Annotated in this window: 23 protein-coding genes; 6 read left to right on the top strand and 17 right to left on the bottom strand. The window is 63.3% G+C overall.

Features of this window, described 5'->3' with window-relative positions:
• Positions 1 to 41: 41 nt before the first annotated feature.
• Entirely contained in the window at positions 42 to 3185 is a 3144-nt protein-coding gene (locus CKO42_RS19420) for a valine--tRNA ligase (protein WP_242479547.1), read from the bottom strand.
• 486 nt (positions 3186 to 3671) lie between these two features.
• Here CKO42_RS19420 and ppdK point away from each other — a divergent pair, with 486 nt between their 5' ends.
• Positions 3672 to 6446 carry a pyruvate, phosphate dikinase gene (gene ppdK, locus CKO42_RS19415; RefSeq protein ID WP_200247644.1) on the top strand — a complete coding sequence of 925 codons (2775 nt, stop codon included), beginning with the start codon at positions 3672 to 3674 and terminating at the stop codon, positions 6444 to 6446.
• 254 nt (positions 6447 to 6700) lie between these two features.
• Here ppdK and CKO42_RS19410 read toward each other — a convergent pair whose 3' ends face one another.
• The 4 genes from CKO42_RS19410 to CKO42_RS19395 all read right to left on the bottom strand — a co-directional run bounded on the left by CKO42_RS19410 (position 6701) and on the right by CKO42_RS19395 (position 9037).
• Positions 6701 to 6907, bottom strand: a complete 207-nt coding sequence (locus CKO42_RS19410; RefSeq protein ID WP_200247642.1) for a hypothetical protein — start codon at positions 6905 to 6907, stop codon at positions 6701 to 6703.
• 134 nt (positions 6908 to 7041) lie between these two features.
• Positions 7042 to 7785 (bottom strand): SDR family oxidoreductase, encoded by a 744-nt coding sequence (locus tag CKO42_RS19405; RefSeq protein WP_200247640.1) that lies wholly within the window; start codon positions 7783 to 7785, stop codon positions 7042 to 7044.
• 119 nt (positions 7786 to 7904) lie between these two features.
• On the bottom strand, positions 7905 to 8198 hold the full coding sequence (locus tag CKO42_RS19400; RefSeq protein WP_200247638.1) for a hypothetical protein: 294 nt from the start codon (positions 8196 to 8198) through the stop codon (positions 7905 to 7907).
• A gap of 203 nt (positions 8199 to 8401) precedes the next feature.
• A complete protein-coding gene (locus CKO42_RS19395; protein ID WP_242479546.1) occupies positions 8402 to 9037 on the bottom strand; it encodes an ankyrin repeat domain-containing protein in 636 nt (211 codons plus the stop codon).
• A 205-nt stretch (positions 9038 to 9242) separates the two neighbouring features.
• Here CKO42_RS19395 and CKO42_RS19390 point away from each other — a divergent pair, with 205 nt between their 5' ends.
• Both CKO42_RS19390 and CKO42_RS27510 read left to right on the top strand, forming a co-directional pair.
• A complete protein-coding gene (locus CKO42_RS19390; protein WP_200247634.1) occupies positions 9243 to 9662 on the top strand; it encodes a hypothetical protein in 420 nt (139 codons plus the stop codon).
• Positions 9662 to 10102, top strand: coding sequence for a hypothetical protein (locus CKO42_RS27510; RefSeq protein ID WP_242479545.1), 441 nt, complete (start codon positions 9662 to 9664; stop codon positions 10100 to 10102). The genes CKO42_RS19390 and CKO42_RS27510 overlap by 1 nt, the downstream gene beginning before the upstream one ends.
• On the opposite strand, the gene CKO42_RS19380 is transcribed toward CKO42_RS27510, so the two are convergent.
• The 11 genes from CKO42_RS19380 to CKO42_RS19330 all read right to left on the bottom strand — a co-directional run bounded on the left by CKO42_RS19380 (position 10025) and on the right by CKO42_RS19330 (position 19665).
• Positions 10025 to 10573: a putative 2OG-Fe(II) oxygenase gene (locus CKO42_RS19380; protein WP_200247632.1), complete on the bottom strand. Its 549-nt coding sequence runs from the start codon at positions 10571 to 10573 to the stop codon at positions 10025 to 10027. The two genes, CKO42_RS27510 and CKO42_RS19380, sit on opposite strands and share 78 nt — an antisense overlap.
• 271 nt (positions 10574 to 10844) lie before the next feature.
• Positions 10845 to 12068: a protoporphyrinogen/coproporphyrinogen oxidase gene (locus CKO42_RS19375; RefSeq protein WP_200247630.1), complete on the bottom strand. Its 1224-nt coding sequence runs from the start codon at positions 12066 to 12068 to the stop codon at positions 10845 to 10847.
• Positions 12069 to 12121: 53 nt separating this feature from the next.
• Positions 12122 to 12763, bottom strand: a complete 642-nt coding sequence (locus tag CKO42_RS19370) for a hypothetical protein (RefSeq protein WP_200247627.1) — start codon at positions 12761 to 12763, stop codon at positions 12122 to 12124.
• Between the two features lie 91 nt (positions 12764 to 12854).
• Complete coding sequence (locus CKO42_RS19365; RefSeq protein ID WP_200247625.1) at positions 12855 to 13424, bottom strand: Tll0287-like domain-containing protein; 570 nt, start codon at positions 13422 to 13424, stop codon at positions 12855 to 12857.
• A 210-nt stretch (positions 13425 to 13634) separates the two neighbouring features.
• Positions 13635 to 14030: a septal ring lytic transglycosylase RlpA family protein gene (locus CKO42_RS19360; protein WP_200247623.1), complete on the bottom strand. Its 396-nt coding sequence runs from the start codon at positions 14028 to 14030 to the stop codon at positions 13635 to 13637.
• A gap of 132 nt (positions 14031 to 14162) precedes the next feature.
• Entirely contained in the window at positions 14163 to 14501 is a 339-nt protein-coding gene (locus CKO42_RS19355) for a hypothetical protein (RefSeq protein WP_200247621.1), read from the bottom strand.
• Positions 14494 to 15126 carry a ParA family partition ATPase gene (gene parA / locus CKO42_RS19350; RefSeq protein ID WP_200247619.1) on the bottom strand — a complete coding sequence of 211 codons (633 nt, stop codon included), beginning with the start codon at positions 15124 to 15126 and terminating at the stop codon, positions 14494 to 14496. Before parA ends, CKO42_RS19355 begins: the two co-directional genes overlap by 8 nt.
• An 86-nt stretch (positions 15127 to 15212) precedes the next feature.
• Entirely contained in the window at positions 15213 to 15773 is a 561-nt protein-coding gene (locus CKO42_RS19345) for a hypothetical protein (RefSeq protein ID WP_200247617.1), read from the bottom strand.
• A 5-nt stretch (positions 15774 to 15778) separates the two neighbouring features.
• Positions 15779 to 16669 (bottom strand): 2-oxoacid:ferredoxin oxidoreductase subunit beta, encoded by an 891-nt coding sequence (locus CKO42_RS19340; RefSeq protein ID WP_200247615.1) that lies wholly within the window; start codon positions 16667 to 16669, stop codon positions 15779 to 15781.
• On the bottom strand, positions 16669 to 18579 hold the full coding sequence (locus CKO42_RS19335) for a 2-oxoacid:acceptor oxidoreductase family protein (RefSeq protein ID WP_200247613.1): 1911 nt from the start codon (positions 18577 to 18579) through the stop codon (positions 16669 to 16671). Before CKO42_RS19335 ends, CKO42_RS19340 begins: the two co-directional genes overlap by 1 nt.
• A 276-nt stretch (positions 18580 to 18855) precedes the next feature.
• Positions 18856 to 19665: an inositol monophosphatase family protein gene (locus tag CKO42_RS19330; protein WP_200247611.1), complete on the bottom strand. Its 810-nt coding sequence runs from the start codon at positions 19663 to 19665 to the stop codon at positions 18856 to 18858.
• 109 nt (positions 19666 to 19774) lie between these two features.
• On the opposite strand from CKO42_RS19330, the gene CKO42_RS19325 reads away from it, so the two are divergent.
• The 3 genes from CKO42_RS19325 (at position 19775) to iscR (ending at position 22250) form a co-directional block, all read left to right on the top strand.
• Positions 19775 to 20812 (top strand): RNA methyltransferase, encoded by a 1038-nt coding sequence (locus CKO42_RS19325; RefSeq protein WP_338034958.1) that lies wholly within the window; start codon positions 19775 to 19777, stop codon positions 20810 to 20812.
• Between the two features lie 78 nt (positions 20813 to 20890).
• The gene (gene cysE, locus CKO42_RS19320; protein ID WP_200247609.1) at positions 20891 to 21667 is read left to right on the top strand and encodes a serine O-acetyltransferase; all 777 of its coding nucleotides are present in this window, start codon (positions 20891 to 20893) and stop codon (positions 21665 to 21667) included.
• 73 nt (positions 21668 to 21740) lie between these two features.
• The gene (iscR, locus tag CKO42_RS19315) at positions 21741 to 22250 is read left to right on the top strand and encodes a Fe-S cluster assembly transcriptional regulator IscR (protein ID WP_200247607.1); all 510 of its coding nucleotides are present in this window, start codon (positions 21741 to 21743) and stop codon (positions 22248 to 22250) included.
• Between the two features lie 90 nt (positions 22251 to 22340).
• Here the strand turns inward: iscR and CKO42_RS19310 are convergent, their stop codons facing one another.
• A complete protein-coding gene (locus tag CKO42_RS19310) occupies positions 22341 to 22769 on the bottom strand; it encodes a rhodanese-like domain-containing protein (protein WP_200247605.1) in 429 nt (142 codons plus the stop codon).
• Positions 22770 to 22853 lie beyond the last annotated feature (84 nt).

Here is a 22853-nt window from a genome sequence, read left to right as displayed (position 1 = left end):
TTCATGGCTCTTTTGATCGATGGCTACCCCGAAAACGTTGCTCACAACGCTGCGATCCGTTCCCGCTGCTGGCTGAGGTTGGCAAGCGCGCCCTGTTGCTCGGCAGATCGGTCGCGCTCTTTCTGAACGACCGCTGCTGGGGCCTTGTCGACGAAGCTTGGGTTGGCGAGCTTGGTCTCGATGCGCTCGATATCGGCGCGCAGCTTGGTGATCTCTTTGTCGAGGCGTTTGATCTCGGCGTCTTTGTCGATCAGGCCGGCCATGGGGATCAGGATCTTCATGGCGCCGACGAGGGCCATGGCTGACTCGGGCGCTTCTGCTTCGTCGTTGAGCAGGCGGACCGACTCGGTGCGGGCGAGGAAGTCGAGGTAGGGGCGGGCCTGTTCGAGCCATTGCAGATCGCGCTCCTGGGCGTTGGCGATCAGCACGGGGAGCTGCTTGGAGGGCGCGATGTTCATCTCGCCTTTGATGCGGCGCACGCCAAGGATGAACTGCTGCACCCAGCGGATCTCGGCCTCGGCCTCGGCATCGTCAAGGGCGCTGTCGGTCGTCGGGTAGGGCGCGAGCATAATGGTCGCGGCTCCAGTATCCACATCGGCAGTCGCAGCGACTGGGCTGGCCAGTGGTCGTACCTTCTGCCAGATCTCTTCGGTGATGAACGGCATGAAGGGGTGGGTCAGGCGCAAGAGTCCTTCCAGCGTCTGCACGAGGGTCCAGCGGGTGCCGCGCTTGGCCGCGTCTGAGGCGGTTTCGCTGGTTAAGACCGGCTTCGCAAGCTCGAGGTACCAGTCGCAGAACTCGCTCCAGGTGAACTCGTAGATGGCTTGGGCGGCGAGGTCGAAACGGTAGGCGTCGAGCGCCTCGCGCACGTTGCCGATGGTCTGGTTCAATCGACTCCGAATCCATCGGTCGGCGGCGCTCAGCTCCAACGGCTGTCGTTGGCCATCTTGGCCGAGTGCCTGATTCGTTGCAGTATGAGCGCCTGCCGTGTCAGTGCTCGATCCACGGCTATCGAGGCCAGCATCGGGCTCTTCGCTCTGAGCCGGCTCGGCTTGGCTGAGTAACGCGATCTCTGGGCCAGCCCCACAATCTTGCCCCTCGGTGTTCATCAGGACATAGCGCGAGGCGTTCCAGAGCTTATTGCAGAAGTTGCGGTAGCCCTCGACGCGGCCGAGGTCGAGCTTGATGTCGCGGCCGGTGGTGGCGAGCGCGGCGAAGGTGAAGCGCAGCGCATCGGTGCCGAAGGCGGGGATGCCTTCGGGGAACTCCTTGCGGGTCTGCTTGGCAATCTTGTCGGCGAGCTGCGGCTGCATCATGCCCTTGGTGCGTTTAGCGACCAGGGGCTCGAGCTCGATGCCATCGATCAGATCAATGGGGTCAAGCACGTTGCCCTTGGACTTGGACATCTTGTTGCCCTGGGCATCGCGCACCAGGCCGTGGATGTAGACGTCGCGGAACGGCACATCGTCCATGAATTTGAGCCCCATCATGATCATCCGGGCGACCCAGAAGAAGATGATGTCGAAGCCGGTGATGAGCACGGAGGTGGGGTAGAAGGTGGCAAGGCGATCGAGCTGTTCGGCGTGCCGGCGCTCGCTGTCCTGTCTCTGCTGATTGTTCTGTGCCTGCTGGCTGTCCTGCGCCTGCCGGTTGTCCTGCGTCTGCTCGGCGTTGTCCTCAGGCGGCCAGCCCAGCGTACTAAAGGGCCAGAGTGCGGAGCTGAACCAGGTGTCGAGCACATCCTCGTCTTGGCGCAGCGGGTAGTCGGCGCTCAGGCCATGCTTGTCGCGGACTTCGGCTTCGGAGCGCCCGACGTAGATGTTGCCTTGGTCGTCGTACCAGGCCGGGATGCGATGGCCCCACCAAAGCTGGCGGCTGATGCACCAATCTTGGATGTTGCGCATCCATTCGAAATAGGTGTTCTTCCAGTTGTCGGGGACGAAACGGATCTGGCCCTTTTCGACCGCTTCGATGGCGGGCTTGGCGAGCGGCTCGATGTGCACGTACCACTGATCGGTGAGGTAGGGCTCGACCACGGCGTTGGAACGGTCACCGCGCGGCACCGGCAGGCGATGATCGCGCACCTGCACCAGCAGGCCCTGGGCCTTGAGGTCGCCGAGGATGCGCTCGCGCGCAACGAAGCGGTCGAGGCCGCAGTAGGCGCTGGGGATCAGCTCGCCTTCCTCAGGTGTATTGGCGCGGATGGCGGCATCGATGGTGAAGAGGTTGATCAGGCCGCCATGGGGTTGATCGGCGATCGGCGTCTCGTCGCGATGGCGCAGCCAGACCGCGTGGTCGTTGAAGTCGTGCGCTGGGGTGATCTTGACGCAACCGGTACCGAGCTCGGGGTCAGCATGCTCGTCGGCGATGATCGGGATGCGCCGGCCAGTCAGCGGTAGCTCCACGGTCTCGCCGATCAGGTGTTTGTAGCGTTCGTCTTCAGGGTTTACGGCCACCGCGCAGTCGCCGAGCAGAGTCTCCGGGCGGGTGGTGGAGACGATCATGGCGCCGGTGCCGTTGGTCAGTGGGTATTTGAGATCCCACATATGGCCGGCCTCTTCCTCGGCGATCACCTCCAGGTCCGAGATCGCGGTGTGCAGCACCGGGTCCCAGTTCACCAGCCGCTTGCCGCGGTAGATCAGTCCCTCCTCGAACAAGCGCACGAAGACCTCGCGCACGGCGTTGGAGAGGCCTTCGTCCATGGTGAAACGCTCGTGCTGCCAGTCGAGCGATGAGCCGAGCCGGCGCAGTTGCTGGGTGATGGTGCCGCCGGATTCGGCCTTCCACTCCCAGATGCGCTCGATGAAGGCCTCGCGGCCCAGATCGTGACGCGTCTGGCCCTCGGCCTCGAGCTGGCGCTCGACCACCATCTGGGTGGCGATACCGGCGTGGTCGGTGCCCGGCTGCCAGAGCGTCGGCTCGCCGCGCATGCGGTGGTAGCGCACTAGGGCGTCCATGATGGCGTTATTGAAGCCGTGGCCCATGTGCAGGCTGCCGGTGACATTGGGCGGCGGGATCATGATGCAGAACGGCGGTGCGGTGTCGTTTTGGCCGCGCTCGCCGCCACCACCGCGGACATCGGACTCGGCTCCAGCGCCTAGGTCTGGTGCAAACCAGCCGGCTTGCTCCCAGCGCTGATACCAGAGGGTTTCAATGGTTTTGGGGTCGTAGGTCTTATCCAACATGGCGGAGATCCTGCGCGTCTAGAGGTGGCGCTGATGCGGTGTCGATGTCTTTGTCGGCCTGGTAGCATGACAAGGGGGTTACCAGGCCTGAAGCGAAGGCCTGCAGTATAAACGGCTCGACGCCCCTAGTCGGGGTTTGCGCTGTGATAGCCGTTCCACCTGGTTGGCTGATAAAACGCGCTAAAAATATCAGGATTGATCGGCTCAGCCTGTGTGGAAGTCAGGGCGAATGGCCATAGGAAGTCGGCGATGGCGATGGCGATCAAGGGTGAAGGGTTCAGGATAGGAGACTTCTACCAAAAGGGGCAGAGTAAACCTATTTTTTCAATGGTGTCTGACTCCCTTATGTCAGTCAATATCAGAATATGGCATGTTACTCTGTGACCAATTGATTTCGGACACTTCCCAACTGCAGCTGTGCTCGTTCAAATACACAGCATTGATCACCCTGACCCTACCTCTATCCCTAACCCGAGGACTGAAAACATGACCGAGACGACCAAGTGGGTGTTCGCCTTTGATGAAGGCGATGGCAAGAACAAGAAGCTGCTCGGCGGCAAGGGCGCGAATCTGTGCGAGATGACGCAGATCGGCCTGAATGTACCGCCGGGCTTTGTGATCACCACCGACGCCTGTCTCGCGTATCTGGAGACGCCCGATCGGCAGCTGCCGGCCGGTGTGATGGACCAGGTGCGCGATCAGATGGCGGCGTTGGAGCGCAAGACCGGCAAGGGCTTTGGCAATCCGGAAAACCCGTTGCTGGTCTCGGTGCGCTCTGGGTCGGCGATGTCGATGCCGGGCATGATGGACACCATCCTCAACCTGGGGCTGAACGAAGAGACGCTGCAGGGCGAGATCAAGGCGACCGGCGACGACCGCTTCGGCTACGACTCCTATCGCCGCTTCATCCAGCTGTTCGGCAAGGTCGCGCTAGGGGTCTCCGACGAGGCCTTCGACAAGGAGTTCAACGCGGTCAAAGAGGCTGCCCACGCCAAGCAAGACGTCGACCTCTCCGCCGCTGATCTCAAGGAGATGAGCGAGCGCTTCCTGAAGGTGGTCGAAGAGCACACCGGCAAGCCGTTCCCGGCGGACCCGATGATCCAGCTCGAGATTGCCGTGAAGGCGGTCTTCAACAGTTGGATGGGGCGGCGTGCCGTCGACTACCGCAAGCAATTCCACATCACGCCGGAGATGGCCAACGGCACCGCGGTGAACATCTGCACCATGGTGTTCGGTAACCGCGGTAACGATTCCGCCACCGGCGTTGGCTTCACCCGTAACCCAGGCACCGGCGAGAACAAGCTCTACGGCGAGTATCTGATCAACGCCCAGGGCGAGGACGTGGTCGCCGGTATCCGCACCCCGAAGCCGCTCGATCGGCTGACGGTCGAGATGCCGCAGATGGCCGAAGAACTGGCCGAGCTGCGCGCCAAGCTTGAGACGCATTACCGCGAGGTGCAAGACTTCGAATTCACCATCGAGCGCGGTGTGCTCTATTGCCTGCAGACGCGCAACGGCAAGATGAACGCGCACGGCATGGTGCGCACCTCGGTGGAGATGGAGCAAGAGGGGTTGATCAGTAAGGAGCAAGCCTTGCAGCGCATCGATCCGATCAGCCTCGAGCAGATGTTGTTCCCGCGCCTGGACCCGAGCTCGAAGGTGGAGCCGGTCGCTCAGGGGCTGCCGGCCTCGCCCGGTGCCGCGGCTGGTATCGCGGTGTTCGATGCCGATCGTGCCCATCAGCTTGGTCATGATCTCGGCCAGAAGGTGATCCTGGTGCGTGAGGAGACCAAGCCTGAGGATATCCACGGCTTCTTTGCCTCCGAGGGCATCCTGACCGCGCGCGGTGGTAAGACCTCGCACGCGGCGGTGGTGGCGCGCGGCATGGGTAAGCCCTGTGTCGCCGGTGCCGAGGGCATCAGCGTCGATGTCTCGCGGCGTGTGGCCATCGTTGGTGCGACCAGCTTCAAGGAGGGTGACACCATCACCATCGACGGCTCCTCGGGGCGTGTCTATCTGGGCGAGATTGCAACTGTCGAGCCGGACTTCACGCCCGAGCTCTCGACCCTGCTGCAATGGGCCGATGAGGTCGCGCGGCTGAAAGTGATGGCCAACGCCGATACGCCAGAGGATGCTCGCAACGCGCGCAAGTATGGCGCGGTCGGCATCGGTCTGGCGCGCACCGAGCGCATGTTCAACGCCACCGATCGTCTGCCGTTGGTGATCGAGATGATCGTCGCGGAGACCCCAGAAAAGCGCGATGAGGCGCTCGAGGCGTTGCTGCCACTGCAGCGGCAGGACTTCCGCGAGCTGTTCGAGGTCATGGCGCCGAATCCGGTGACTATTCGTCTGCTCGATCCGCCGATCCATGAGTTCCTGCCTGATGAGCATCAGCTGGAGCAAGATCTGGCCGATCTGCGGGCACTGGCTGGCGCGACCCGTGGTATGACCGCCTTGGCCGGCTCGATGGGCCTGCTGCATACGCCCGATAAGGCACGCGACGAGTTCGATGCGGTGCGTCGGGTGATGGACCCGATGATGGTCGAGGAGGCGATCGCGAAGAAGGAAGCGATGCTGCGCAAGGTCCGCGCGCTGCACGAGACCAACCCGATGCTCGGGCATCGCGGCGTGCGTCTCGGTATCTCCTTCCCGGAGATCTACAAGATGCAGGTGCGCGCGATCCTGGAAGCGGCGGCCGAGTGCGCGCAAGCGGGCATCGAGATCCAGCCGCAGATCAAGGTGCCGCAGGTCTGTACCGTGCAGGAGCTCAAGCGCGTCAAGGTCTATGTCGATGAGGCCCATGCCGAGGTGCAGGCCAAGCATGGCCAGCCGGTCAAGTTCAAGTTCGGCACCATGATCGAGGTGGTGCGCGCCTGCATGCGCGCCGAGTCCTTGGCCGCCGAGGCCGAGTTCTTCTCCTTCGGTACCAATGACCTGACCCAGGCTGTGTTCTCGTTCTCACGCGAGGATGCCGAGAACAAGTTCCTGCCGCTCTACAACCAGTCGAACGTCTTGCAAGACAACCCGTTCGAGGTGCTCGACGAGAGGGGCGTTGGCAAGCTGATGCAGTTGGCCGTGGATTGGGGCCGCGGTGTGCGCGCCGATCTGCATGTTGGCATCTGCGGTGAGCATGGTGGCCATCCGGCGTCGATCGCGTTCTGCGACCAGGCGGGACTCGACTATGTCAGCTGCTCGGGTCCGCGGGTTCCTGTCGCGCGACTGGCAGCGGCACAGGCGGCGCTGAAGCACCGGCCACAGTAGTCGTTTCCTGATCAAGACGGTCGGGCCGGCTTATGCCGGCCGATCGTCGCGCCTCGAGGGCTCGACCGAAGCGATTCGGCGGGCCCTTTTTTATGTCCGCTGCTTGGCCTTGTTGCCTTGCCTTGCCTTGCCTGCCCTTGCCTTGCGTCTTGCCTTGCCTGTCCTTGCCCTGCGCCTTGCCCTGCGTCTTGCCTTGCCTTGCGCCTTGCCTTGCCTGATCTGCTCTGGTCTGGCTTGTGCGCGTTTCTGGGGACTCAGCGCCGCCGGTGTTGACTGCTGAGGCTGATGAGCAAGATGAGGATGAAGAGAGCGAACAGGAGTCCGACAAGCAGATCCATCCCGCCGGGCAGCAGCTCGATGGTCGGTGAGAGTGCAAAGTAGATGAAAAACAGGGCTGCAAAGAGCAGTATCACCAGCGCTAGCGGCCGGAAAAAATTCGATAAGCGTGACCAGATCGACATCGTCGTCATCCTCGAGTCTCTGACAGCAGGGCGTTTATGATCGCCCACCGATACCTAGGCTAAGAAGGAGCGGCCCTAGGCGAACCGGCTCATGCTGGATAAGCCCAGTGCATACTGGATGAGCCAGCCGCAGGTTAGGCCTTCTCGAGCGGCAGGCTGATGGCGACGGCCGCTTCGGCTGCGCTGGGATCAAAGGCGAGATCCAGCAGCCGATCGGCGATGAAGGCGGGTGAGCTAAAGCCCTCGTTGGCCTTGAGGTCGAGAAACTTTTGCACGCGAGGAAACTGCTCCGGCGAGCAGTTGCGGATCATCGCCTGCATGTCGGTGTCGATAATGCCGGGCGCCACCGCATGCACCCGCAGTCCAGTATCAGACTCTTCGAGCGCGATCGACTCGCTCATCCGGTCCACCGCAGCCTTGCCGGCGCAGTAGGCGGACCAGCCAGCATAGGCATTGCGGGCCGCGCCTGAGCTGATGTTTAGCAGTACCCCATCGCCGCCGCGCTGGCGCAGATGGCGAATGAAGGCGCGGCTGCCATTGAACACGCCGACCACATTGACCTGGATGTGGCGGGCGAATTCGGCAGGGTCGTTATCACGCAGTGGGCCGATGGGCGCCAGCAGCCCAGCATTGTTGATCCAGAGATCAATGCGACCAAAGCGGTCGACGGCCGTATCACAGAGTTGTTGCATGGCCTCGGCGTCGGTGACATCAGCGGCGACGCTGAGGATCTTGGCGCTGTCACCCTCGATCTTGGGCTGGGTGCGGGCGCAGACCGCGACCCGCAGGCCGTGCTCGATGAAGCGTTCGGCGAGGCCAGCGCCGAGGCCGCGGCTGGCGCCAGTGATCAGGGCGACCTTATTGGCGAGATCGATCATTCAGGAACCTTCTCGGTTTAACGTGAATCTCACGCGATTCATTTTCCAGGGTGGCGCCGCGCCATGCGCGTCAGGCGCAGTGGGGGTGAGCAGCGTCTCAGCGCGGTTCGCCATCAGACTCAGCTGGGCTCGTCAGCCAGCCAGCCCTGCAGCGCGTCGACCAGTGCTTGCGCCTGGGCTCGGCTGGAGATATTGAACTTTGACTGCTGCCGGTACTCGCCACCGCGCTTCTGGTAGCGTCGGATGGTGTAACGCTCGGGTCCGTAGATCTCCTTGGCCCGATCCCAGTCTTGGTAGCGAAAGAGCACTGTGGCCCAACTGCCCTTGGACAGGATGACCTTATCAAGCTCCTTGACCGTCTCGAGGTCTCCCTCGGTGTAGGTCACGGTCAGATCTTCCACCTTTTCGGCCATGCTGGGCTCCTTGTCGTTGGTTCTCTGGTTATCGAGTGTGGTCAGTGCGCGGGGTATCGCAACACTGCTGTGCCTGATCGTTGATGGCTATGTCGATCATCACGCCGATCATCGCGGCGATGGCGGATGCGCTTTGCTTGGCGCCAGGCTGCGCTGCAGCATCTGCCCCAATCTGCGCTTGACGACAGGTTGGCATCTCAGCATCAGCGCTCAGCCCCATACTGTTCGAGCAGGGTGACCAGGGTCGGCTCGCCTTGCTCCTCGGCGATTTCGAGGGCGGTCTTGCCGCTGTTGTCGGCCAGGTTGACCTTGGCGCCTGCGCTGATCAGCTGCTTGGCGAGCTTCAGATTAGCAGCCGCGACGGCAAGATGCAGCGGTGTCTGGCCCTTGGAGTTGGCGGCATTGAGATCGACGCCACGGGCCGACAGCAGCTCGATGCTATCGCGGTCGAGGGCCTGCGCGTTGGCCAGGTCCAGCAGCAAGGCTTGCAGGTCATCGTCAGCACCCCGCTCCAACAGCAGCTGGGCTGCCTGGATCTTGCCGTTGGCCAGTGCGACATGCAGCGGCGTGCGGCCGAGCGCATCGCGGGCATCGATGCGTGCGCCATGGCTGAGCAACTCACGCGCAATGACGACGCGACCCTGGCTGACGGCGACATGCAGGGGATGATCGCCATCGGGGCCGGGCTGATTGATGTCTGTCTTCCAGAACAGATGCCGCTTGATCTGATCTAGGTCACCGGAATGCACTGCTCGGTACAGATTGACCGTCGGCTGCGGCGGCTCGTCGCAACCCGTCAACAGGCCGATGAGGGCGAGCGCGATGACCAAGGCGCGCAACAATGACCGAGGCGATGACCGAGGCAACGACATAGGCTGGTGGATGGCGGACTCAGCTGGAACGACCGAACAGCGGATGTTAAGCCGCGCCCCCGAGATCGGACAAGGCGTTGTTGTTCGCTGTGCAGGGAATAGGCTGTCAAGCCGATACCGCTCCATCTTTGCCATGACTCCCCGTTGGTGCTCGTGATAGCGTAATCGGATCATGTTGACCAAGCTCCTATTCACCGCCACCGTCATTCTGGTGGCCTGGCTAGTCGTCCGCAACCGCTGGCGGGCTGATGAGGATGAGCGCCTGCGCCCCGGTGCCGAGTCCAGCGCTGAGCCGAGTGCCCGGTCTCCCCAACGCTCAGCCGCCTTGGGGCCGCTGATGCCGCGGGGCGCCGTCAAGCTCGCCGCCTACGGGGTGGTGGTCCTGATGTTGGTTGGCACGGCACTCTACCTGTTTCAGGATTGGCAGCATGCGCGCGAGATCGTTCAGCTGCAGGTGGTGAATGTCTACAGCGGCCAGGTTGAACGCTATGAAGCGCAACGCAGCGAGATCTCGCAGCGCAGCTTTGTCACCCTCGATGGGCGACGGATACAGATCGCCGAGATGGAGCGCCTGATCCAGATCGAGCCCTAATGAGGAACAACAAGAAAAGAACAACGTCCGGCGACGGCTATGCCCTGAAACAGTTTGCCGAGCTGGTGGGGGGCAGCAAGCGCGATTTCGAGCTGGAAGGCGATAGCATTCGGGTTCGGCCACGGAGACCGATACCCCGATCGCGGACCGAGGATGGCTACGGACTCCTGCGGTGCGAATGGCCCGGCGAGCGGCGGTTGGCGGATTTCGATGTCGCCAATTCTCCTCCTCCCGCACCCCTGTTCTGCAATCTGCGCGAGGAACTGGACATAGCGCCCAAGGCGCATCTGGCCGGCGCGCTGAGCGACCTGCCGATGGACCTGCGCGAGAATCTGGACACTGAGTTTCAACCCCAAGCAAAACTAGGGCATTGGGCCAATATTGAAGGCGATCGAGAGTCGCTGGTGAGTGCTGCGGTTGATCTCGACGGAGTGCTCTAGCGCGGGTGCGAACAGCAGCATGAGGCCAGGTCGCGGCCGCACGCGGGTCTCGAAGGGGGCGTCGTGGAAGAGGATGTCGCCTGAGTCTAGCGGGGCGCTGACGTAATAGACCCCGGATAACAGCTCGTCATGCTCTTCGTGACTGTGGCGGCTGGTGCTCTGGCCCGGCTGCATCGCATTGACCCAGAAGCCAACGCGGAGGGGCTGGTCGGCCGTGATTGGCTCGTCGAGCCAATCGGTGCGGCCGCTGCTCAAGAAGACGCGTGCTTGCTCGAGCCCGAAGCGGAGCAGATCCGATAGGCCGGGCAGGCGCTCGGCCTTGAGGTAGAGGTTCTCGAAACGGCCGCCGATGAAATGCGAGCGGCGCTCGAAGTCGCTGTCGCTCAGTTCGGTGAAGGCGCGCTCCAGCGGGCCGTTGATCGCTGCCGCCTGAGGATAGTCGCAGGCGATGATGAGGCTGCTCGCTAGCATGTCGGTTTGATACTCACGTTTACGCCGTGCCGCCACCCGGCATCGGCACCTCGGGATGAGCCTAGAAACGCCAGTTGAACGGCCTCTAGCCTATGCTCCGCACTAGAAGGTCAGCTTGCGACCTGCTCAGAGTGCTGATGTGTTCAGACACGGATACCTGTGACGAGGCGGTCAACTGCCGTTTCTAGGATGAACCGCCTTTGATGGTCACGCTCTGTTGCTGCGGCCGCAGCAGCGGCTACTGAGCGGCTACTGAGCGACTACTGAGCGACTACTGAGCGACTGGAGCCGTCGGCACGGCGCCGAACAGCCGTTCGTGCTCGCTGCGGCTGCGGGTGACGCAGTCCTCGATCGAGACGCCGAGGAACCAGTTGCCGGTGACGGCGATCTGTCCGCTGGCGAGTGCTGAATCAAGCGCCTGAATCCGCTCCATGTGGTCGCGGCGGAGGGCCGGTAGGCGGTTGTGGACCTGAGCCTTGGCGACGATGTCGTCGACGCTTGCATCAATGGCCCGGCAGGCGGCTTGCTCGCGCTCGGTCTCGCTGAGCTGGCCGCCGGGGAAGTGAAAGGCGAACCCGCGGTAGCGATCGTCGGGTAGGAAGTCGCGCGAGACCGCGGAGAGGAAGGCACCATCGACGCTAATCAGTCCGGCGATCTCCTCGACCTTGAGTTTCGAGCGTTCAAAGACCAGCACCAGGGTGTCGATCTCGGCGACGCCGACGCCTGCGATGGCCTTGGCTGCCTCTGGTACGGCCTCGCTGAGCAGCGTTCGCGCCACATCAGGCGGTACCGCGAGCGTGACCCGTTCGCAGCTGAGGTGGGTGCCGTCCTGAAGCTCGACGCGAATGCCCTCGCCCTGGTTGGCCGCGCTGATGCGGTGGACCTGCGCGCCATAGCGGACGTTGAAACCGGGCTGCGTGGCAATCGCGCTTGGGATGTCGGCGAGGCCGCTGGGCATGGTGAAGGCGCGCAGCACATCCTTACGCCGAGGCTTTTTTCGGAACAGGGCTTCAGCGGGGAAGTCATCAGCGTCCTGGCAGACCACGGAGCGGAAGGCCGGGCTGAATAACGCTTGGTAATTCTTTTGGCCGAGGACCTTGCCGTAATACTCGGCGACGGTCTTGCCCGCCTTCTTGACCCGGAACAGACCCGGTAGCGCTGTGATGAGCTCGAAGATGTGGAGCGCGGAGAGGATGCCGCTGCGCTTGCCCTTCGACCACAGCTTGTAACTCTTTTTTTCCTTTGCTGTGGTCAGTTTGAGCAGGTCGATCTGCTCCATGATGCCAAGCAGATTGCCGTAGCTGTTGAAACAGGTGTGTCCGCCGGCCTCGACCCAGAAGTCATTGAGGGCCTCGAAGTGGCTGCTATGGATGCAGCCACCGGGACGTTCGCTGGCCTCGAGTAGGAGGGTATCGACGCCGGCATGCAGCGAGTAGTGCGCGGACGCCAGTCCGCTAATTCCGCCGCCGATGACGATGTGAGCGTGGTCGGCCATGAGTCAGGATTCTCTCTAGAAGCGGTGCAATTAAGCCCCCTATCTTACGCGAGTCATTCTTGCCGTTGGGGTGGATCGATCGGAGCCAGCTCCAAGGCACTGAGATCAAGCTGAGGCGGCGCCGGTGGCGGTGGCGCGCAGTCTTCAAGGCTGGTGGCTTCGCTTGGCGCAAGCCGCAGATGGCTGGTATCTGGCGGTGGCTGGGGCAGCAGCACTTGGTCGTCGATGGGGGTACCAGCGGGTAGGACTTGCATGGGTGTGCTGTCGACGACCTCGGTTGGCGTATTGGCTGTCGTCTTCAGGTCAGCTGCTTTGCCCTCAGCGGATTCTCGAAAATCCTGATCTGCGGAGGACGAGCGTGGCTCAGCGACGGTGTTCATGCTGGCCGGCTCGGGCTGCGCCGGTGGCGGCCTAGGCTGCGCTGGTGGCGGCACGCGCTCTGGCGTTGTGCGGGAGGCTGCTGGCGCCGGCTCGATATCGATCAGCGCACCTGCGGCAGCGAAGGCGCGCTGATAACGCTCAGCGTTCGCCTGATCGATGCCGCGCTTGACCGTTATCCGCTGGCCACTGAACAGATGATCGAGCTGTGTACTGCTGAGCCGGAAGCGTTCCTTGACCGCCTGCTGCGCCTGTTCAGGTAAGACGCCAGCCTGCAGGCGGCCTGAGAAGATGAGCTGATAGCGTGTCTCGGTCATCGACTGAACAATTGTGCCCCTGCTGCAGCAGGTCAACTCAACTGGACAGGTTTGCTGACCTCAAGCCGTTTGAGGCTGGGTTGCATGCTCACTACAGCGGCTTGGTGAGGGTGAAGGCGCCGCGAATATCTCCAGCTGAATAGCCACGCGCCTGATCCTCTGGATAGGCGGCGTCGATCGTGGAAGCTAGCTCAGGATCGAGATCGCTGCCGTGACAGGCCAGGCAGACCTCTTGGGTTGGGATCGCCATCATATATCGGTAGGCCTTCTGGCCATCGGTTTCGACGACTTCGGCATAGCTCATCCCTTTGACCGGTTGGCCGGCTGCCTTGCGAGCCTCGAACTGTTCAAGTGCCCGTTTCTCCCACGCGTCTGGCTTGTTGCTGGCGTTCCGGGTCTTGAGGCTGGTTCGGCCGATCTGCCAGTCTGAGGACTCAGAGAGGCTGGCCTCGATCGCGGGCGCCTTTTCCTGGCAGACCGCGATGGCGTTGGTTGGTCCGCCTGCTTTGATCGCGCTCACCAGCTCAGCCTGCAGACTGGAGGCGTATTGCTGGATGAGCGCATGGGCTTCGTCGTTGGCGCCGGATGTGGTCTCTGCGGCAGAGAGGGCCGGGGCCGCGATGATCAGAGCTGCGGCTGAGTAGAGTGTCATCTTAAGCATCGAGGTAGTCTCCGAAGAAGATCCAAAGTTTCGCGGTGACTAGATCTGGCCGAGATGGCCAGTATCCAACCACGCACAAGGGAAGACTATGGATCAGGAGGCAGGTTCAATGCGATAGAAAAGCGCAACGCTTGCGAGAAGCTTACCGTGAATCTCACGCGATTCATGTTCCAGGTGGCGTCGCGCCATGAGCGATAGGCGCCATGAGCGTTAGGCGCCGCTTCGGCCGGGGACGCTGACGATCTCGACCTTGACCTTGGCAAGGCCCTTCTTGAGCATGCCGAGTTCGGTGGCAGCGCGACGCGAGAGGTCGATGATGCGGCCCTTGACGAACGGGCCCCGATCGTTGACCTCGAGGACGACGCTACGCCCCGATTTAGGTTCGGTCACGCGTACACGTGTGCCGAGCGGCAGCGTCTTATGGGCTGCACTGAGCTTGTTCTTGTTGTAGATCTTGCCGCTGGCGGTCTTATTGCCGTGCAGGCTGTCGTGGTAATAGGAGGCAACGCCGGTCATGACCTGGCCTGGTTGAGCGGCCATCAGTGGGCTGGTAACGCCGGTGAGCAAAAAAAGCCCGATGAAGAGGAATTTGCGTGTGTTCGTCATCGTTAAACCGCTGGTCTGAGGGTGCGAGGGCGCTGAGCCTCGGGCACCTGTTGCGAATCGATGACGGCATTGTACGGGAAATCCCGAATAAGGGAAGTCCCTTATTCGGGTTTTCCCGGGGTCGCGGTGCGGTTAGTCTGGCCAGACCCTCCTTGAGCTCTGATAACCGTCCTGGCGAATGGTCGACTCAGGCTCGGTTGGCCGCGGCTTGGCTCGTGATGCCGGCACCGACGGACGCGGTTTTGAAGCCGCAGGCTTGGCTGGTCTGGATGCCGATGCCGCTGCCGGCACCGACGTGGGCGATGCCTTGCTTGTGGCTGTTTTAGGCTTGGCTCGGGCCGCCGGCTTCGCGGCAACGGTGGCTTGCTCAGCTGTGCTGTCAGGGATGCCGTTGTGGGCCGTCTCGTCGCCGGTTTTGACCTGGCGGATGGAGGCGAGCAAGCGACGCTCGGTGCGGGTCTTGTCAGTCATCAGCAAAGATCTCAGCAATCAAGGATTGGATCTCGGCAGCGGCCTCGGACCCGCGCCGACCGGCTTGGAAGACGGTTCGCCCTTCGAGTACGCAGTGGCGATGGATGGAGCGCCGGCGCAACGCTGTGCTTGCGACCGGCAGGTCCAGCTCCGCGGCGGCCTCCGGCATCAGCCGCGAAAGCGTCGTGCGCGGCTCGATCTGGCTCATCACGATCATCGCCCGCAAGCTCGGGTTTTCCGGCCGCACACGCTCGAGGGTGCGGGCGATATGGGTGGTTGCCCAGAGGTCCATCGGCGACGGCTGGACCGGGATCAGGGCGTGCTCGGCAAGTCGCAGCGCGGCCTCGGTTTGTGGCGCCTTGATCGACGGCGGGCAGTCGACAATCACATGGCGATGGGTCTCGCGCAGGGCTGTGATGGTTTGCTCGAGCCCATGCGCAGCGGCGACGACCGCCGGCAGCCCCGGTCGATCGCCGCCGACCAGGCGCCATTGATAGGCGGACTGCTGCGGATCGGCATCGATCACCACGACAGGGCCACCAGGTAATAGACCAGCGGCCAGGTTCAGCGCCAGCGTTGTCTTTCCGGTCCCGCCCTTGTTGCCGACGACGACAATGATGCTCATTGGGTGCTTGATTAGCGCCTGTTAGTTGACGGTTTGAAGTGAGTTGTTGGTGACAGCGCGCGCGTTTGACAATAGGTCGAAGGGGATCACTCGGGCCGGTTGGGTGGGTCGAGATCCCCGGGCGCAGGGGTGCCTCCGCCCGCTGCGGTTTCGCTGCTGGCCAGCAGGGCCTCGAGACGAGCGATCTGCTCCTGCTGTCGCGTCGCGATGGCGGTCAGCATCTTTTGCGTTGCTGGCGAGGCGACCTGCTCGCAGGCGTTTGCATAGCAGTCGTGCGCGCAGCGCTCACGCCTGAGGACCAGTCGCAGCAGCTCGGCCCCATCGATCTGATGATTGCAGGCGGTTGGCGCGCTGTCGCCGAGACGCATCGCGAGCAGGTCAGGGCAGCGCCAGACCAGCTCCCAAGGTGCGATGCGCGGGAGCTGCTCGGGCGCTGTGAGACCCGGCATCGAGCTTGCCGTGGCGAGCGTCAGCTCGACCACGCGGCCCAACAGATCGGCCGCGGTCTGGTTGTGGTGCGCTTCGAGGCAGGCCTGGAGCTGGGCATAGCGGGAGGCTGAATCGTGGGTCAGCTCCAAGGCGTGCGCTAGCGCCTCGGCCGCGCTGATGGCGCCGATGTCTCGGGGTGCGTTCGAGGGGTCATTCATCAGGTTTAGGCCTCCAACTCCGCTTCGATTGCATCGAGGGCAGCCTGGCGATCTGGGCTGGTGCCCGCCGTCGAGCTTGTCGAGGCCGGGCCGCGGGCAACCTCGTGGAGGATGCCGAGGCCAAGGCCGTCATCCTGAACATGGAGAGCGGGAGTGGCCCCTGGCTTGGTGTCGACAGCGGTCTCCGCGACAGCCTCTGCGGCGGACAGGATGTGCTCACCAAAGGGGTGCACGGCCTGCTTCCAGCTCGACTGGTCATCAGGCCGGTAGGTGCGGCAGGGGCTCAGTACATGGACGAAGGCGAAGCCAGGGTGAAGGATCGCGCGCGTGATGAGCTCGCTCAGCCCGTGCGGATCGCCGCTGAAGCCGCGCGCAATAAAGCTGGCTCCGGACGCCAGCGCGATGGCCGCTGGTCGAAAGGCTGGGATGCCGGTGCCGTGGGGTGTCAGCGCGCTCTGGGTCCAGTCTGGAGGGGTGGTCGGGGAGGCCTGCCCCTTGGTCATGCCATAGACGGCATTGTCCATGACGATGTAGCAGAGGTCGATATCGCGTCGGCAGGCGTGCAGAAAATGATTGCCGCCGATCGAGAAGCCATCGCCATCGCCACCGGTGGCGATCACGGTCAGGTCGGGTCGGGCGGCCTTGAGCCCGGTCGCCAATGGCAGCGCGCGCCCATGCAGGCCGTGGAAACCGTAGCAGTCGAGATAGGCGGGCACGCGCGATGAGCAGCCGATGCCGGAGATCACCGCGATCTCATGCTTGGGGCGCTCGAGATAGGCAAGCGCCTTGGTCAACGCCGAGAGCACGCCGAAATGGCCGCATCCCGGACACCAGATCGGCTTGACATCGGAGAGGTAGTCGCGCGCGCGCAGGCTGGGGATCATTGCCGGGGCCATCAGTATCCTCCTCCAACATCCGCAGCCTGGAGCGACTCGCCGGCATGCTCATCGCCACCGCCCGCGTGGTTTTTGTCGGCATCGGGTTGTAGCCGTTGCAGCTGAGCGATGACCTCAGCAGGGCGCAGCGGAAGCGGCCCCGGTCTCGCGAATGCGCGGGCGCTGGGCGGCAGCACGCGCTCGGCGTTGAGATAGCGGAACAGCTGGCCGGTGGCGTTGATCTCGACGACGAGGACTTGGGTGCCGGCGATCGCGAGGCTCAACTGGTCGTGCTGCAGCGGGGCGAGCAATCGCAGCCCGATGCTTTGTACCTGCAGGCCTTGCTCGCGCAACCTGGTCGTCGCCTCCTGGACCGCGCCCCAGCTCGAGCCCCAGGTCAGCAGACTGATGGCGGTGTCGGCCGGTTCATCGGCAAGGTTGCCGCGATCGATTCGCGCCCAGGCGTCGCCATAGTCATGCGCGGTTAGCTTGTGCATGAGCTTGCTGAGCTGTTCGCGATGATCGCTGGCGCTACTTGACGGCGTACCCTGCGCGTTGTGCGCAAGTCCGTCAGCGGTGTACTCAAAGCCGGGGGTTCCGGGTGACGGCATGGGTGAAATGCCATCGGCGCTGGGTGCGTAGCGTGCGAAGGCGTTGGTCGGCGTCGTGCTATCGGGTTGCAGATCGGGTTGCAGATTGGGTCGCCGATCGGTTAGCCGATCGGTTTGCGCTTGTGTGGACGTCGCACTGGCCCACTTGCGCCCAAGCACCGGGGGGCAGCGTGGCGGCGGATCGATGACCGCATGGGTCTGCCCAAGCGCTTGATCCGATAATAGGATGGCCGCGGTCTGCAGGCGCTCGGCGAGCCGGCTGCCCCATTCGACGGTATAGGCGCAGTCGCCGACGTCGAGCGGCGCGAGCACGAGATGCGGCGCATCGCCGTGCAGACCGTACAGGGCCTGATTCAGGTCCGCCTGCTCGGATTTGGTAGGCAGTCCGGTGCTGGGTCCACCGCGGGCGACGTTGACGACCAGGATCGGTGTCTCGCTAGCGACGGCCAAACCAATCCCTTCGGTCATCAGGCTGAGGCCGGGACCCGAGGTGGCGGTCACGGCGGGCACCCCGCCAAAGCTTGCGCCGATCAGCATGTTGACCGCGGCGAGTTCGTCTTCGGCCTGTAGCAATGTGCCGCCGGCGCGCTCGAGTCGAGGTGCCAGCCATTCCAGCATCTCGCTTGCTGGGGTGATCGGGTAAGCGGCGACGAAGCCGACCTCGGCGCGAAGCGCGCCAAGGCCCGCTGCCGCGTTGCCGCTGAGCCGCCACCGTTGAGCGGCTGCCGGTGCTGTGCTCGGCTCGCTCTCGGTTTTCCCCGCCGTGCCACGATGGGCCGTTGCGATGCAGGCCTTGGCGGCGTCGACGGCGGCCGGCGCCTTTTTGCCGAGCACGGCGTCGGTGGCGTCTAGGAGGGCCTGTAAGGGCAGTCCCATCTCGCCGCCTAAGACCCCAACCGCGATCATGTTTGCACGACCGCCGTTGTGCTCGGCGGCACGGCGGCCGAAATCGATGGGGCGTTGCTCGGCGCCGCTGGCCGCAATCCCGCTCGGAACCGCGCCGGCTTCGTTGTCGTGGAGGATCAGGCTGTTGGCGTCAAGCGCGAGTTCGTCCTGAAATCGCTCGATGTTGCGCCAATCGAGCGCGGCGAGCAGGTCGACTCGATCGCCGATGTTGGTAACCGTGCTCGGGCCGACGCGGAGGATTGCAACCGATTCGCCGCCGCGCACCTGGGGGCCAGCGGAGCGCATCATGAGGCCGTAACGGCCGCAACGTTGGGCTGCGGCGAGGAGGATGAATCCCGCCGTCAGCGCGCCGGAGCCGCCGGAGCCGCTGACGGCGACCGTGATGGATTGTTGATTATGGTTCTGCCAGATCATTCGCCTCTCCGCCGGGACATCGACCTGGCCAGCGCGGCGAGTCGATCAGGGCCGCGGTAGGCGGCCCCAGTCAAAGGATAGCGGATGGAATGCCGACTGCCCGGATTAGATCAGTGCTAATGCTTATTGTGCCCGCTCAGTGTGCGTTGGAGCAGCGGGGCGGACCATCCCATCATGGCGCGTGCTCATGGCGCGTTGCCGCCCCGGAAGATGAATCGCCTGAGATTCAGGGTCATCGAGGCCGTCGGTCGGCGCACAGGCGTCCGCAGTAATCGCCTAGGCGGCCAGCTCGGCGCTGCGGAAGGGCTTGAGGCGCTCGATCATGGCCTGGTGCACCTTGAGACCGCCGGCGACGAGGTTGCAGGTCTCGAAGAACCGGTCGCCGCCGGCGAGGTCGGTGACCGTGCCGCCAGCCTCGGCGACTAGCAGCGCCCCGGCCGCGAAGTCCCAGGGCGAGAGCCCAAGCTCCCAGAAGCCATCGAGCCGGCCAGCCGCGACATAGGCGAAGTCGAGCGCCGCCGAGCCTGGGCGACGGATGCCGGCGGTATCGCGGATCATGGCCGCCATCATGCTCAGGTAGGTGGTGAGATGCGACTGATCGCGAAACGGGATGCCGGTTCCGATCAGGGCGCCGGTCAGCCCGCGCCGATCACTGACGCGGATGCGCCGGTCATTGAGCATGGCGCCGCTGCCGCGGCTGGCGGTGAACAGCTCTTCGCGCAGCGGATCGTAGACCACGGCCTGATCCATTAGCCCGCGATAGCGCAGGCCGATCGAGATCGACCATTGCGGGAAGCCATGCAGGTAATTGGTGGTACCGTCGAGCGGATCGATGATCCACTGGAACTCGTCGCCGCCGTCGCGGCCCTTGCTGCTGCCGCTCTCCTCCGCGAGGATGGCGTGGTTCGGGAATTTGCCGCGCAGCTCGTTGATGATGGCCGCCTCGCAGGCGCGGTCGACCTCGCTGACGTAATCGTTGCGGCCTTTTTCGTTCACCCGGAGGTCGACGCCGCGCTCATAAGAGCGCACGGCGATGCGTCCAGCCTGACGGGCGGCACGTACGGCAATATTTAACATGGCATCCATGGCGCTAACGATAATGCATCTGCGTCATGGATAGTAGATTGACAAGTTAAGAAAAGTCTGAAGAACTGATGTGATGGACGCAAACGAGCAGAATATACCCCAAGATCCCATGGCTGAGACCGCTTTGGTGCCGCGGCCAGCGACTGATCGTCCGATCCCGGAGTCGGCCGCGCTGAACAGCGAGATGGGCCTGAGCGAGGCTAGACTGAACGAGGTTGCGCGGAGCGAGAGTGGCCTGCCCGAGTCTGGCCTGAGCGAGAGCGGCCTGCACCAGACTGGGCTGAGCGAGAGTGGATTGCCCGAGGCTGGCCTGAGCGAGGAACGTCCGAGCAAGATGCGGCTGAGCCGCGTTCGATTCGTGCTCGTCGAGCCCAGTCTCAGCGCCAACATGGGCGCGGTTGCGCGGGCGATGAAGACCATGGGGCTGACGCAACTGGTGCTGGTGCGACCGCAGCAGGCGATCGATGCTGAGGCGCTGGCGCGCGCGGCGGGTGCTGATGATCTCCTGGCTCAGGCCATGGTCTGCGACTCGCTGACCGAGGCGCTGAGCGGTTGTCGCCTGGTCATCGGCTCGAGCGCGCGAGCACGCTCGCTGGCCTGGCCTGAGGTGGACCCGGCCGGCTGCGCAGCGCAGTTGTTGCAGGAGTCAGTGCAGGGTGAGGTGGCCTTGTTGTTGGGCCGAGAGCGCTCAGGATTGACCAACGATGAGCTGTCGCATTGCCATTTCCTAACGCGGATCGCGACCAATCCGGATTACAGTTCGCTGAATATCGCCGCCGCAGCCCAAGTCTTTGCCTATGAGCTTCGGCGCACGGCGCTGCAATGGCAGGCCGAGGCACAGATCCCGGCGAGGGCTCCAGGACGAAATCCGGCTCTCGAGCTGTCACGAGCCGAGAGAGACGAGACAGACGAGACAGACGAGAGAGCGGATCTTGCGACCGCCGATGAGATGGCCGGTTTCTATGGGCATCTGGAGCAGACGTTGGCGCAGATTGGATTCGCTGATCCAGCGCAGTCGGGCACCCTGCGCCTGCGGTTGCGCCGTCTGTTCAACCGCGCCCGCCCGGATCGGACCGAGCTGAATATCCTGCGCGGCATTCTGTCTGCGGCCGCTGGGCGCAAACGACCAGACCGGTTTCGCCGCTGATCGGTGCGCGAATACTGGGCCGGGGCGCTGGGACCGGAACGCTGGGACCGGAACGCTGAGATTTAAGGAGATCGCCTGATGTTTAAGCGGCTGCGAGAAGACATCGCCTGCGTGTTCGAGCGCGATCCAGCCGCGCGCAACGCGTTCGAGGTGCTGACGACCTATCCGGGGCTGCATGCGGTGATGATGCACCGCGTCTCGCATGCACTCTGGCTGCGAGGTTTCAAATGGCTCGCGCGCATGCTGTCGAATCTGGCGCGGCTGTTGACTGGGATCGAGATCCATCCTGGGGCCGAACTCGGTCGACGTTTCTTTATCGACCATGGTATGGGGGTCGTGATCGGCGAGACCGCGGTGGTGGGCGATGATTGCACCCTCTATCACGGGGTCACCCTAGGTGGCACGAGCTGGCAGAAGGGCAAGCGCCATCCAACCCTAGGGCGTGATGTGGTTGTGGGCGCTGGTGCCAAGGTGCTGGGGCCGATCGCAATCGGCGACGGTGCGCGTATCGGCTCGAATGCGGTGGTGGTGAAGCCCGTGCCGGCCGGTGGGACGGTCGTCGGTGTGCCGGGACGTGTGATCGAACATGCCGCCGATGCGGCTAGTCGTCGGCGTGCGGACACCGCCAAGCGGATGGGCTTCGATGCCTACGGTGCCACTCGTGATGCGCCAGACCCGGTCGCGAATGCGGTGAATCGGATGCTCGATCACATCCATATCATGGACCGGCGCATGGAGGCGATGTCGCGGGCGCTCGAGGAGCAGGGCATTACTCGGCATTTCGAGCATCTCAATGATCTCGACGACTGCGTGCTCGATCCGGCCGAGCTGAGTACAGAGCCCGAGAAAAATTGATGGTATTCGTCGGCTATCATAGGATGTCAGGTAGCAAGGCCAGTGAACGAGACTATCAACGGGGGAAGTTGAGGTGAGATTGACAACAAAAGGGCGCTACGCGGTGACGGCCGTGCTCGACCTAGCCATTCATCAGGGCAAAGGACCGATTGCGCTTGCGGATATCGCGCAGCGGCAGGGCATTTCGCTGTCTTACCTGGAGCAATTGTTTGCCAAGTTACGCAAGCGCGGGCTGGTGATCAGCGTGCGTGGCCCGGGCGGTGGCTATAACCTGGCACGGGAGGCGCGCTCCATCTACATCGCTGAGGTGATCACCGCGGTTGATGAAAACGTCGACACCACGCGTTGCGGTGGCGCGCACAACTGCAAGAGCGACGGCCCCTGCCTGACCCATGACCTCTGGATGGATCTCAGCGACCGCATCTACAGCTACCTCAACAACATCAGTTTGCAGGATCTCGTCGAGCGAGGGACCGAGGCTGACTCCGCTCGCCGTGCCAAACGGCCCTTGGGCGCGGCGGCCGTCAAGGGCACCAAGGTCCAGCTCGATTCGCTGCTCCCGGTGGATCAGGTCAACGCCTGAGTTGGCATTGGCTGAGCCGGGGCGTGACTTGGCGCGCCTAACGTACATGGCGTGGCGCCACCCCGGACAATGATTCGCGTGAGATTCACGTTAACACTGCTCCCAAGGCAAACCGTGATACCGCCAGCCGCCGATGGTTGATCGGTGATGTTGATCGTCGAGCTCGCCTTCAAAGCCTTCATCAACGTGAAACACGTTCGGCAGCCCGGCCTCTAGCAATGCCTTGCCGGCTTCGAGCGAACGCTTGCCGCTGCGGCAGATCAGGACCACCGAGGCACAGGTATCGTCCGGGGTACAGACGGCACCGCCGAGTAGCCGCTTGCGGATCTCGGTCAGGAACTGCGGATTGACGGTCCAATCCGGCTCATCGATCCAGGGTACATGCACGGCTCCGGTTGGATGGCCAACAAACAAGAACTCCATGGTTGATCGAATATCAACGAGTAAGCTCTGGGGGTCGTCTTGGAGTAGGCGGTGTGCTTGCTCAGGCGAGAGAGGGGTTGGTAGGCGTTCGCCCATGAGTAGTTCTCCAGCGGTTGGTGGTTGTTGATCTTGATCTGCTGTCCTGCGTTGGTTGTCAGGTTACGATAAACGACCTACGTC

It is taken from the genome of Lamprobacter modestohalophilus (assembly GCF_016583905.1).
Taxonomy (GTDB): domain Bacteria; phylum Pseudomonadota; class Gammaproteobacteria; order Chromatiales; family Chromatiaceae; genus Lamprobacter; species Lamprobacter modestohalophilus.
This window is presented reverse-complemented; position numbering and strand designations above follow the sequence as displayed.